Below are 12,182 nucleotides of genomic sequence, written 5' to 3' on the forward strand. Positions count from 1 at the left end.
TCCGAGTACCTCGGTGATGAATCACGGATTTATCGACACAGCATCAGCGTGACTGCTCGGTCTCCTCGATCGTGCGCCGCAGCAGATCGCGAGCGGCATCGAGCTCGACGGCCCGACGATCCAACTCCGCCAGCCGATCCCGCAGCGCGGGCAATACGCCAGGACAGGCCCGCAACGCACCATCGTCGACAGCGCACGGCAGCAGCTGCCCGATCACCCGGGTGGAGAGTCCCGCCGCGAGCAATGCCCGAATCTGCCCGACACGCCGCTCGGCTTCCGCGTCGTACTCGCGATACCCATTGTGGCGGCGTTCGGCCGACAGCAGCCCGACCCGCTCGTAATACCGCAGCAGCCGCTCGCTGGTGCGGGTACGGCTGGCCAGCTCACCGATCAGCATGATTTGACCTTCCCATGGTGTCAGGGATCAACACTCGGGTCGGTAACCCGATTCCGCAAGGAGAAATGTTGATCATCGACGCACACAGCCACGTCCACGACCCGCTCACCGACCACATCGCGCTACTCGACGAGGCGGGCGTGGACAAGACCATTCTCTTCATGACCCGACCGCATCCCGAACGGGCCGCAAGCCTCACCGAACTCCGTGCGGAGATGGACCTGCTGACTCAGGCACTTGCCGGTAACGGTGCCCTCGGCCGCGAAACGGCTCGACGCGAACTCGACGCAGCACTCGCCGCCCATCCGAGCCGCTTCATCGGCTTCGCCTCGGTTCCGCTCGACTCGCTCGAGACCGAAGCCATCGTCGAACGCGAGGTAGTCGGGCGCGGACTGCGCGGCATCGGAGAGTTGACCCCGGCGCCCGGCCGAGCGGCTCTCATCGAGCCGGTACTCCGTGCCGCGACCGACCACGGACGACTTCCTGTCGTCGTCCACGGCGCCGCGCCGACGACCGCCGCCGACCTGCGCACCCTGACCGACCTCGCGCGCCGTTACCCTCGGGTACCTCTGGTCGTCTCCCAACTCGGCGGAGCGCACTGGATGGATGCGATCGAACTGGTCCGCGATACGCCGAATATGTATCTCGAACTGTCAACCGCCAGTATCGTTTTCGCGGTCCGCCTGGCCATAGCCGAAATTCCCGAGCGCACCCTCTTCGGCTCCGATGCGCCCTACGGTGACCCGGTCATCGCACGCATGACCGTCGAACGAGCCACCCGCTCACCACATGTGCGTGAACTGGTCCTCGGCGCGACAGCGCAGCAGCTGCTGAGTTAGCTCGTGGCACCCGGCAATGCCGCGGCGGCATCCCGATCCAACAGCCACGTAGTGGATTCCGACCCGACGGCGCCCGCCGCGGGAATCTGCACCGGATCCGCACCCGCCACCGCCGCGGCAACGGCTTCGGACTTGGCCGCACCGCCGACGACCAGCACGACCTGGCGACTGTGCCGCACCGCGGGCAGCGTCAGCGTGACCCGCACCGGCGGCGGCTTCGGCGAATCCGATACCGCGACAACGAGTTCATGCTGTTCCCGCACCGCATCGGTATGCGGGAACAGTGAATTCACATGCCCCTCGCCACCCATGCCGAGCAGATGCAGATCGAAGGCCCCGTGCTCGGCCAAGTGCGCGTGCACCGCCGCCGCATACTCCGCGGCGGCCTCGACCGGATCCGGATATTCACCATCGGATGTGGCGACCGGATGCACCCGCGACGGATCCACCGGCACATGGTCCAGCAGCGCCTGCCGCGCCTGCAGATCATTGCGCTCGGAATCGCCCGCGGGCACGAATCGCTCATCGCCCCAGAACACATCGAGCCGCGACCAGTCGATATCGCCGGGTGTCTTGCGGACCAATTCCAACAGTCCGATCCCGGTTCCACCGCCGGTCAACACCACCGATGCGGTGCCACGCGCCGCCTGTGCGGCCACCACGATCGCGACGAATCGCGCGGCCGCCGCGGCGATCAAGGCGTCGGTGTCCTCGTGTACTTCGACGGTGTTCGCGGGGAAGTTCGCGCGCTCACTCATAGGTCACCTTCTCGATTCCGGCGAGCGCCTCGGCATAGATCTCGTCGGCATCCAGCCGTCGCAGTTCCTCGGCGAGGCAGTCGCGAGTTTCCCTGCGCGCCAATGCGATTCGCTGATCCGGGTCGCCGGTGCGGGTCAATGTCGCGGTGCGCCCGGTCTGCGGCCGCTCGATGGCGATCGACACCGTCGGACGGTGCACCTCCACCCGCAACGCACCCGAGCGACGGCGCACCGGGCAGTCCAGCCGGGCGGCCAACCAGCCCGCGAGCATATCCAGTGCGGGTTCGTCGCGCAGTCCGGAGACGGTCACCGAATCCACCGGCTCGAACGGCGGTTCGTCCATGGCGGCCGCCAGCAGCGCACGCCAATAGGTGATGCGGCTCCACGCCAGATCGGTATCACCGGAGGCATAGGAGCCGAGCCGCTTCTTGATCGTCGCCTGCGGATCGGCCGCGAAGGTGGCGTCGGTGATGCGGCGAGTCGCCAAGCGCCCCACCGAATCCCTGGAAGGGAACTCCGGGGCGCCGCGCGGCCACCAGGCCACCACCGGGGTGTCCGGCAGCAGGAACGGGATGACGACGCTGCTCTCGTGGTTGATCAGATCACCCTGCAGCCGCAGCACGATCACCTCGGCCGCACCCGCATCACCGCCGACGCGGATCTGGGCATCCAATCGGGTCTCGGCCTCGCGGTCCCCGCGCGCCAAAACAACTACGCGACAGGGATGTTCGCGGCTGGCGTCATTGGCGGCGTCGATGGCGTCCTCGGCCTCGGAGCTGTCCAGCGTGCACACGACCAGCGTCAGCACCCGGCCCATGGTGATCACACCATTGCTCTCCCGAAGGCGCACCAGACGTTTGGTGACATCGGAGGTGGTGGTCTGCGGCATATCGACGATCATGGCCGCCGCCATTCGCGCCCGGTTCGGAGCAACACCTCGTCGGCCGAGGCCGGACCCCAGGTCCCCGCCTCGTACTGTTCGGGTTTACCGTCGGCGGCCCAGTGCTCGAGCACCGGATCCAGGATGCGCCAGGACAATTCGACCTCCGCGTTCACCGGGAACAGGGACGGCACCCCGAGCAGCACATCGAGGATCAGGCGTTCGTAGGCCTCGGGGGAGGATTCGGTGAACGCCTCGCCGTAGCTGAAATCCATATTGACATCGCGCACTTCCATGCTCGACCCCGGCACCTTCGAACCGAACCGGGTGGTAATGCCCTCATCGGGCTGCACCCGGATGACCAGTGCGTTCTGCCCGAGATCCTCGGTCATGGTCTGGTCGAACGGCAGATGCGGCGCCCGCTTGAACACCACCGCGATCTCGGTCACCCTGCGGCCGAGGCGTTTTCCGGTGCGCAGGTAGAACGGCACGCCCGCCCAGCGTCGGGTGTCGACCTCGAGGGTGATCGCCGCGTAGGTCTCGGTGCGCGATTGCGGGTCGAAACCCTCCTCGTCGAGCAGTCCGACCACATGCTCGCCGCCCTGCCAACCCTCCGCGTATTGTCCGCGCGCGGTGGTTTCATCGAGCGGCTCGACGAGTTTGGTCGCCGAGAGCACCTTGATCTTCTCCGCCTGCAACTGCTTGGGCTCGAAGCTGATCGGCTCTTCCATGGCGGTCAGCGCGAGCAACTGCAGCAGGTGGTTCTGGATCACATCGCGGGCCGCGCCGATACCGTCGTAATAGCCTGCGCGCCCGCCCAATCCGATGTCCTCGGCCATGGTGATCTGCACATGGTCGACATAATTGGCATTCCAGATCGGTTCGTAGAGCTGGTTGGCGAAGCGCAGTGCCAGGATGTTCTGCACCGTCTCCTTGCCAAGATAGTGATCGATGCGGAATACCGTCTCCTCCGGGAACACCCGGTTGACCAGTGCGTTGAGTTCGACCGCACTGTCCAGATCGTGGCCGAACGGTTTCTCGATCACCACCCGGCGCCACGGCTTGCGGCCCTCGCCATCGGTTCTCGTCGGCTGGGCCAGTTTGTGCTCGGAGAGCTGATCGAGCACGACCGGGAACATATTCGGCGGAATCGACAGGTAGAAGGCGTGATTGCCGCCGGTGCCGCGATCCTTGTCCAGCTTCGCCAGCACATCGGCGAGTTTGGCGAAGGCGGAATCATCGTCGAAGGAGCCCTGCACGAAACGGATGCCCTCGGCCAGGTGATCCCAGACCTCCTGCCGAAATGGCGTGCGTGCGTGCGCTTTCACCGCGTCGAGCACGACATTCGCGAAGTCCTCGTCCGCATAGTCCCGGCGCGCGAAGCCGACCAGTGCGAAGCCCGGCGGCAGCAGCCCCCGGTTCGACAGATCGTAGATGGCCGGCATCAGCTTCTTCCGGGACAGATCGCCGGTGACGCCGAAAATCACCATGCTGCACGGTCCCGCGATGCGGGGGACCCGCTTATCCCGCTCGTCGCGCAGCGGGTTCTTCCAGGTATCGGTCTGAGTGCCGGCCATCGGGTCAGTTATCTCCGGTCTTGGCCAGTTCGCCTGCCGTGGCGGAAAGCAGCTCCTCCCACGACTTCTCGAACTTCTCCACACCCTCGCGCTCGAGTACCTCGAACACGTCGTCGAGGTCGATGCCGACCGCGGTGAGCTTGTCGAAGACCTCCTGCGCGGCCGCGCCGGTACCGCTGACGGCATCGCCACGGATCTCGCCGTGATCGGCGACCGCCTCGAGCGTCTTCTCCGGCAGCGTGTTCACCGTATTCGGTGCTACCAGCTCGGTGACATACAGGGTGTCCGAGTACTCCGGATTCTTCACACCCGTCGAAGCCCACAGCGGCCGTTGCCGATTCGCACCGGCGGCGGCCAGATGGTTGTAGGTCGAGGTGTGCGAACCACCGTCGAAGACATCCTGGTATTCGGCGTAGGCCAGGCGCGCGTTGGCGACCCCCGCCTGTCCGCGCAGTGCCAGCGCCTCCGGCGTACCGATGGCCTCGAGTCGCTTATCGATCTCGGTGTCCACGCGGGAGACGAAGAACGAAGCGACCGAATGGATCTTGGCAAGATCGTGGCTGGCGCCCTTGGCATTGCGCAGACCGTCGAGGTAGGCGCCCATCACCTCGCGGTAGCGCTTGACCGAGAAAATCAGGGTGACGTTGACGCTGATGCCCTCCGCGATCACCCGGGTGATCGCGGGCAGGCCCGCCTCGGTCGCCGGAATCTTGATGAACAGGTTGGGCCGGTCCACCGTCTTCCACAGGTCGATGGCTTGTGCGACCGTCTGCTCGGCGTCGAATGCCAGGCGCGGGTCGACCTCGATGGAGACCCGGCCGTCGACGCCGTTGCTGGCCTCGTAGACCCCGGCAAGCACATCGCAGGCCGCACGCACATCATCGGTGGTGATGGTCCGGATCGCGGAATCCACATCCGCGCCTTGGGCCGCAAGCTCTTTCACCTGACCGTCGTAGGCATGACCCTGACTCAGGGCGCCCTGGAAGATGGTCGGATTGGTGGTGACGCCGACGACGCTGCGGGTTTCGATGAGCTCGGCGAGGTTGCCGGACTGGATCCGGTCCCGCGACAGATCATCGAGCCACACCGAGACGCCCGCGGCGGAGAGGGCGGCGAGGTTTTCGTTCTGTGCCATGAGCTCTTATCCCTTCACATTGTCCAGGGTGCGCTGCGCGGCAGCGACTACGGCTTCCGCGGTGATCCCGAATTCGCGGAACAGGGTCTTGAAATCGGCCGAGGCACCGAAGTGCTCGATCGAAACGATCTCGCCCGCGTCACCGGTGAACCGGTACCACGGCATCGCGATACCGGCCTCGACGGCCACGCGAGCGGCGACCGCCGGCGGCAGCACCTCGTCCCGATATGCCTTGTCCTGCGCGTCGAACCACTCCACGCACGGCATCGAGACCACGCGGGTGCCGATGCCCTGCGCCTCCAGCGTAGTGCGGGCGGCGACGGCGAGCTGCAGCTCGGATCCGGTCGCGATCAGGATGAGCTGCGGTGTCCCGGTGGACGCCTCGGCCAGCACGTAGCCACCCTTCTTGACACCTTCGTAGCTGGTGCCCTCGAGGATCGGCAGATCCTGGCGGGTCAGCGCGAGCGCGGACGGCCCGTCCTGGTGGGCGGGTTCGGAGACCGAGAAGTGCGAAGTGTGCTCGCTGCTGTCGCGCTCCAGAATGGTGCGCCAAGCATAGGTGGTTTCGTTGGCGTCGCCGGGGCGGACCACGTTCAGACCCGGAATAGCGCGCAGCGCGGCGAGATGTTCGATCGGCTGATGGGTCGGGCCGTCCTCGCCGAGGCCGATGGAGTCGTGCGTCCAGACGTAGATCGCGGGCACCCGCATCAGCGCGGCCAGGCGTACGGCCGGACGCATGTAATCGGAGAAGACCAGGAACGTGCCGCCGTAGGGGCGAGTCGGGCCGTGCAGCGCGATGCCGTTGAGGATCGCGCCCATGGCGTGCTCGCGCACACCGAAGTGCAGGGTGCGGCCGTACGGGTTGGCCTTCCACATACCGGTCGAGATCGACTCCGGACCGAAGCTCGGCGCGTCGGGCATGGTGGTGTTGTTGGATTCGGCGAGGTCGGCCGAACCGCCCCACAGCTCCGGCAGCACCGGTGCCAGCGCGGCGAGCACCTTGCCGGACGCCTTACGGGTGGCCATCCCCTTCGGATCCGCCTCGTAGGTCGGCAGATTCGCGGCCCAGCCCTCGGGCAGATCACGCTTGGCGAGCCGATCGAACAGCGCCTTGTTGTCCGGGTTGGCGGCGGCCCACGCGTCGAACTGCTGCTGCCAGGCCTCATGTGCCTGCTGCCCGCGCTCGATGACCTTGCGGGTGTGCGCGATGACATCGTCGTCGACCTGGAAGTTCTTGTCCGGGTCGAAGCCGAGGATCTTCTTGGTGGCGGCCACCTCGTCGGCGCCGAGTGCGGCACCGTGCGCGGCGCCGGTGTTCATCTTGTTCGGGGCCGGGTAGCCGATGATGGTGCGCAGCACGATGATCGAGGGCCTACCGGTCTCCGCCTTGGCCGCGGCCAGCGCCGCCTCGATGGCGACGACATCCTCGCCGCCCTCGACCACCTGCACATGCCAGCCGTAGGCGGCATAGCGCTCGGCGACATCCTCGGTGAAGGCGATGGTGGTGTCGTCCTCGATGGAGATCTTGTTGTCGTCGTAGATGACGACCAGGTTGCCGAGCTGCTGGGTGCCCGCGAGTGAGGAGGCCTCGGAGGTGACGCCCTCCTCCATATCACCGTCGGAGGTGATGACGTAGATGAAGTGGTCGAACGGGCTGGTGCCCGGTGCGGCGTCCGGATCGAACAGGCCGCGTTCACGCCGTGCCGCCATTGCCATGCCGACCGCGGAGGCCAGACCCTGGCCCAGCGGACCGGTGGTGATCTCGACGCCGTCGGTGTGGCGGAACTCGGGGTGTCCGGGGGTGAGCGAGCCCCACTTGCGCAGATGTTCGAGGTCGTTCAGCTCCAGACCGTATCCGGCAAGGTAGAGCTGGATGTACTGGGTGATGCTGGAGTGGCCGCAGGACAGCACGAAGCGGTCCCGGCCGACCCAGCTCGGATCGCTCGGGTCCAGGCGCATGGTGCGCTGGTAGAGGGTGTAGGCCAGCGGTGCGAGGCTCATCGCGGTGCCGGGGTGCCCGTTCCCGGCGTTCTGCACCGAATCGGCGGCCAGAACCCGAACGGTGTCGACGGCCTTGGTGTCCAGATCCGTCCAGTCGTCCGGGTGGTTCGGCTGAGTGAGGGCGCGGATGTCGTCTGTGACTGACACGACCGAGGTTCTCCTGACATTGGTTTCGTCGACGGTGGCGCAGGGGGTGCACGCACGGCAGCGGTGGAATGCGAACCGGTTTACCCCAACTACCCTAGATGTGCCCGATGACCGGCATGTGAGGAACCCGGCTTACTTCGGTGTCGAATCGCTGCGACAGCGTGCCGGAGCGAGGGGCTATGGAAAGAAGGCTGTGCGGCTGGGTCTACCATCGTCTGTAGTAGTTACCGCCTCGCACCAGCTCGAGCAGGGGGAGGGCGGTAGTGGTTATGCCGGATGCGATGCACAGCGTGCGAGGAGAGACAGTGCGGATTGGGCAACAGCCGGGTGGCAATGGCGCACACGGCTCCTCCGCGACGGCGCTGGCCGACCGGTTGACCGGCGATGGCCTGCTGTCCCGACTACTGCGGCGACCGCTGGCCTATATCGCGTTGACCAAGCCGCGCGTCATCGAGCTGCTGCTGGTCGCGACCATTCCGACCATGCTCCTGGCCGACCGCGGCCATGTCGATATCGGACTGATCCTGGCCACGCTGTTCGGCGGTTGGATGGGCGCCGCGAGCGCGAACACCCTCAACTGTGTCGCCGACGCCGATATCGACAAGGTGATGAAGCGGACCGCGAAGCGACCGCTGGCCAGAGAGGCCGTGCCGACTTCGCACGCCTTCGTCTTCGGTGTGACGCTCGGTATCGGGTCTTTCGCCTGGTTGTGGTGGCAGGCGAATCTGCTCAGTGGTCTGCTGGTTGTCGCGACGATCCTGTTCTATGTCTTCGTGTACACCCTCGGCCTCAAGCGCCGGACCTCGCAGAATGTGGTCTGGGGCGGGGCGGCCGGATGTATGCCCGCGCTGGTCGGCTGGTCGGCGGTGACCGGAAATATCGGCTGGCCCGCGATCGCGCTGTTCGGTGTCATCTTCTTCTGGACGCCGCCGCACACCTGGGCGTTGGCCATGCGCTACAAAGAGGACTATCGCGCGGCCGGGGTGCCGATGCTGCCGGTCGTGGCCACCGAGCGGGCCGTCACCAAGCAGATCGTCATCTACACCTGGCTCACCGTGCTCACCACCCTCGCGCTGGCCCCGGCGACCGGTGTGGTCTACGCGGCGGTCGCGCTGGTGGCCGGAGCGTGGTTCCTGCTCATGGCGCACCAGCTGTACTCCGGTGTGCGACGTGGTGAATCGGTGAAGCCGCTGCGACTGTTCCTACAGTCCAACAACTATCTGGCCGTTGTGTTCTGTGGTCTCGCGGTGGATTCGGTGCTCGGATGGGACACGATCGGCAGCTTCTTCGGCTAGGTCAGCCGAGGTATCCGTCGGGCCGGATTCGTACGGTGGTGCCGTCGACCGCGTGATAGGCGGCGAAGGCGTGACCGTCGACATCCACGACGTAAGGTCCGGTCGCCTTGTCGCCGGGGCGGATCACTCGGTATACCTCGGCACCGGGTTCGGCCGGCGCGTCGGTTTCGCCGAATGACAGCAGCGTCGCATGCGGTCCGCGGAACAGGTCGAACAGTCGAATCGGCCGCCCCTCGGCATCTTTGACCGGTGCGTCGGGCGCGCGGTCACCCGTGACGAGCACACCGTGGTCGGCGGGATCGCGGTAAGTGATATCCAATTGACGCGTCTCCGCGCCGCGCTGCATCGCGTCCTCGGCGCCGTCGACCAGCTTGTCCAGCAGTTCGGTACTGATGCCGAGCACCCGTGCGGCTACCGTGCGTCGCTCGGCTTCGTAACTGTCCAGCAGTGATTCGTCGCCCGCGACAGCGGCGGCGAGCTTCCAGCCGAGGTTGTAGGCGTCCTGGATGCCGGTGTTCATGCCCTGTCCGCCGGTGGGCGGATGCACATGCGCGGCATCGCCCGCGAGGAACACCCGGCCTTCCCGGAACCGTTGCGCCAGACGGATATTCGGCCGCCACACCGTTGCCCAGGTGAGATCGGTGAGGACGATATCCAGACCTCCGGCGTAGCGGTCGACGAACTCCTGCAGCACCTCGAGGGTAGGCTCGGCGTCGGTATCCAATGGTGCGCCGAACTGGAACTGGCTGCCACCGGGCAACGGGGACAATATGATTCCCTCCATCGGGTGACCGGCCGCGGCGAACCAGTAGCCGTAGTCGTGATCGAGTGCGTCGGCACTGACATCGCCGAGCAACATGCGGATCGAATCGTCGGTGCTGCCTTCGAACGGAATGCCGAGCGTCTTTCGGACGGTGCTCTTGCCGCCGTCCGCGCCGACGAGATAGGCGACACTCAGCGTCTCGGTGATACCGTCGTGCGCCAGCTCGACGTTGACGCCGGTCTCGTCCTGTTCGAAAGTGACCAGCGCCGTGGCGAGTTCGACCCGAACGCCGAACTCCGCGAGCCGGTCCCGCAGTATCGCCTCGGTATGCGACTGCCCGAGCACCCAGGGGTTGGGATAGGGGACCGCCGGCGTCGGCTCGACCGGTTCGGCCATCCGATGTTCGCCCGCGAATTGATTGCCGGAGTATGCGCGGATGACCGGTGTCGGTGATCCGGCCCGGCGGACCGCATCCAGTACGCCGAGATCGTCGAAGACTTCGAGGGTGCGCGGTTGGATGCCGTCGCCGCGCGATCCGGCGAAGAATTCGGTGGCCCGGTCGATAATGCGCACCGGGATATTGCGGCGGGCCAGGTCGATGGCGAGGGTGAGGCCGGTGGGTCCGGCGCCTGCGATGAGTACTTGCGCGTGCACGATATCTCCGTACTGAATTGGGTCGGCGGTTCCGGTGTCGATTGGTCAATCCGGGACGACGACCACCCGGGTGGCACCGAATTGCGCTGCGGCCCATGCCTCTTCGATCTTCGAGAGCGGGAATTCCTGTACCGAGGTGCCCAGTCGGCCGTCGGCGATCAATCCCATGTATTCCGGGATGGCGGCCAGGATCGACTGCATCGACGCGGATCCGGCTCCGCTGCCGGAGATCGTGATGCGACGGCTGCGCAACAACGCCGCCGGGACTGCTGCCTCGCCGCCTGCCATCGAGCCGATCTGGATGTATGCGATATCCGCGTCGTCCTCGGTCAGGCCGTGGCGTCCGAGCGCTGCGAAGGCGGCCTCGGCCGGTGCGCCCCACACATAGTCGAGCACCAGACTCGGCGCCTCGGCACCGATCACCTCGGCCAGCGCCGAAGCGGTCGCTGCCTTGTCGTCCTGGAGTGAGACCGTGATCGCACCGTATCCCGCCGCCCGCTCGAGTGCCGACGGATTGCGTCCGGCGGCGATCACCCGGTCCGCGCCGAGTATAAAGGCGTTCTGCACGGCCAGCAGGCCTGCGGCCCCGGTGGCGCCGAGGATCAGCACGGTGCCGAGCTTCTGGTCGGTCAGCGCGGCGCGGCGTTCGCGCAGGGCCAGCCACGAGGACAACCCGGGGTTGAGACCACCGGCGATCCGCGCGGGATCGACGCCGGTCGGGAGCGGAATCCGCATCCGAGCGGGTACCGCCATCCGTTCGGCCAGCGTGCCGTAGGGGGCCTGCGGGAAACCGGTGTAGACGAGTGCGCCGTCGGTCGTGCGTGCCACCGCGTCGATGCCCGGGATCAGGGGATAGGCGTCGGTGCTGCCGTAGTGCGTACCGGCGGCCAATGCTCGAACGATCGGATGGATGCCCGCCGCCACCAGTTCGACCAACTCCCGGCCTTCGGTCACCTGAGGGTCGTCGAAGTCGCTGTATACGGGAACCTCACGTGCGCTGTGCAGGACTGCCGCTTTCATGATCTCCACCAATCTGAATTGAAATTCACTGAATCTGAATTCAGTATGGAGTTGGTAGGTTTTCCTGTCAAGGAGGTGGTGCGCGTGACGTCGAGTCGCCGGGAGAAGTCCGCAGAGACCGAACAGGCACTCAAGGATGCGGCGCGGCGGGTGTTCGCCGAACGTGGCTACTTGAACACCAAGATCACCGACATCACCGCGGCCGCGGGGCGCGCGGCCGGGTCGTTCTACAACCACTTCGCCAGCAAGGAGGAGCTGCTCCAGGCGCTGCTGAACGATCTGGCGAGCGCCGGGGACGAGCGTGCGGAGCAGCCCGAACACAACTCCGATTTCAGTGATCCGGAGGCGGTGCGGTATCACGTCGCCGGATATTGGACCTTTTCACGGGAACATGCGCCGGTGCTGCGCGCCATGACGCAGGCGGCGATCGTCAGCGACGATTTCGCGCGCGTGCTCGGACAGTTCGGGGTCGAACAGCGCGCCGATATCGCCGATCATCTGGATGGCCTGGCCGACCAGGGATTACGGCTGCCGAGCAGCATAGATGCCAGTCTGGCGATGATGTTCCAGGTCGCCCAGGGGATGTTGGCGCTGGTCGAGGACGGCACTGTCGCGCTGACCGATGAGCAGGCGATCGAGGGATTGACGCGGTTCATTTACCGCGGCCTGACCGGACGGGACTACTGACCCGGCAGAGATCTGTCGAGCGAATCAGG

The 12,182-nt window shown here is 66.2% G+C and carries 11 protein-coding genes; 3 read left to right on the forward strand and 8 right to left on the reverse strand.

Annotation, left to right across the window (positions count from 1 at the left end):
• Window positions 1–43: 43 nt before the first annotated feature.
• Window positions 44–397 carry a MerR family transcriptional regulator gene (locus ACQP1T_RS15435; protein WP_433760930.1) on the reverse strand — a complete coding sequence of 118 codons (354 nt, stop codon included), beginning with the start codon at window positions 395–397 and terminating at the stop codon, window positions 44–46.
• A 65-nt stretch (window positions 398–462) separates the two neighbouring features.
• Between ACQP1T_RS15435 and ACQP1T_RS15440 the strand changes: the two genes are divergently transcribed.
• Window positions 463–1,236 (forward strand): amidohydrolase family protein, encoded by a 774-nt coding sequence (locus ACQP1T_RS15440; protein WP_433760932.1) that lies wholly within the window; start codon window positions 463–465, stop codon window positions 1,234–1,236.
• Here ACQP1T_RS15440 and pgl read toward each other — a convergent pair.
• Genes pgl through tkt form a run of 5 tightly spaced genes read right to left on the reverse strand, consistent with a single transcriptional unit; the run spans window position 1,233 to window position 7,734 of the window.
• A complete protein-coding gene (gene pgl, locus ACQP1T_RS15445; RefSeq protein WP_433760934.1) occupies window positions 1,233–1,994 on the reverse strand; it encodes a 6-phosphogluconolactonase in 762 nt (253 codons plus the stop codon). The genes ACQP1T_RS15440 and pgl overlap by 4 nt on opposite strands.
• Window positions 1,987–2,895 (reverse strand): glucose-6-phosphate dehydrogenase assembly protein OpcA, encoded by a 909-nt coding sequence (gene opcA, locus ACQP1T_RS15450; RefSeq protein ID WP_433760936.1) that lies wholly within the window; start codon window positions 2,893–2,895, stop codon window positions 1,987–1,989. The genes pgl and opcA overlap by 8 nt, the downstream gene beginning before the upstream one ends.
• Entirely contained in the window at window positions 2,892–4,451 is a 1,560-nt protein-coding gene (gene zwf / locus ACQP1T_RS15455; RefSeq protein ID WP_433760938.1) for a glucose-6-phosphate dehydrogenase, read from the reverse strand. Before zwf ends, opcA begins: the two co-directional genes overlap by 4 nt.
• Window positions 4,452–4,455: 4 nt before the next feature.
• A complete protein-coding gene (gene tal / locus ACQP1T_RS15460; RefSeq protein WP_433760940.1) occupies window positions 4,456–5,586 on the reverse strand; it encodes a transaldolase in 1,131 nt (376 codons plus the stop codon).
• A gap of 6 nt (window positions 5,587–5,592) precedes the next feature.
• Window positions 5,593–7,734, reverse strand: coding sequence for a transketolase (tkt, locus tag ACQP1T_RS15465; protein ID WP_433760942.1), 2,142 nt, complete (start codon window positions 7,732–7,734; stop codon window positions 5,593–5,595).
• A 305-nt stretch (window positions 7,735–8,039) separates the two neighbouring features.
• Between tkt and ACQP1T_RS15470 the strand changes: the two genes are divergently transcribed.
• Entirely contained in the window at window positions 8,040–9,029 is a 990-nt protein-coding gene (locus tag ACQP1T_RS15470; RefSeq protein ID WP_433760944.1) for a heme o synthase, read from the forward strand.
• 1 nt (window position 9,030) lies between these two features.
• Here ACQP1T_RS15470 and ACQP1T_RS15475 read toward each other — a convergent pair whose 3' ends face one another.
• Together ACQP1T_RS15475 and ACQP1T_RS15480 are read right to left on the reverse strand one after the other, a co-directional pair.
• The gene (locus ACQP1T_RS15475; protein WP_433760946.1) at window positions 9,031–10,446 is read right to left on the reverse strand and encodes an FAD-dependent monooxygenase; all 1,416 of its coding nucleotides are present in this window, start codon (window positions 10,444–10,446) and stop codon (window positions 9,031–9,033) included.
• Between the two features lie 45 nt (window positions 10,447–10,491).
• Window positions 10,492–11,466 carry a zinc-binding dehydrogenase gene (locus ACQP1T_RS15480; RefSeq protein ID WP_433760947.1) on the reverse strand — a complete coding sequence of 325 codons (975 nt, stop codon included), beginning with the start codon at window positions 11,464–11,466 and terminating at the stop codon, window positions 10,492–10,494.
• An 84-nt stretch (window positions 11,467–11,550) separates the two neighbouring features.
• Between ACQP1T_RS15480 and ACQP1T_RS15485 the strand changes: the two genes are divergently transcribed.
• Window positions 11,551–12,153, forward strand: a complete 603-nt coding sequence (locus tag ACQP1T_RS15485; protein WP_433760949.1) for a TetR/AcrR family transcriptional regulator — start codon at window positions 11,551–11,553, stop codon at window positions 12,151–12,153.
• Window positions 12,154–12,182 lie beyond the last annotated feature (29 nt).

This window comes from Nocardia sp. CA-135398 (assembly GCF_050955845.1).
In the GTDB taxonomy this organism is placed as follows: domain Bacteria; phylum Actinomycetota; class Actinomycetes; order Mycobacteriales; family Mycobacteriaceae; genus Nocardia.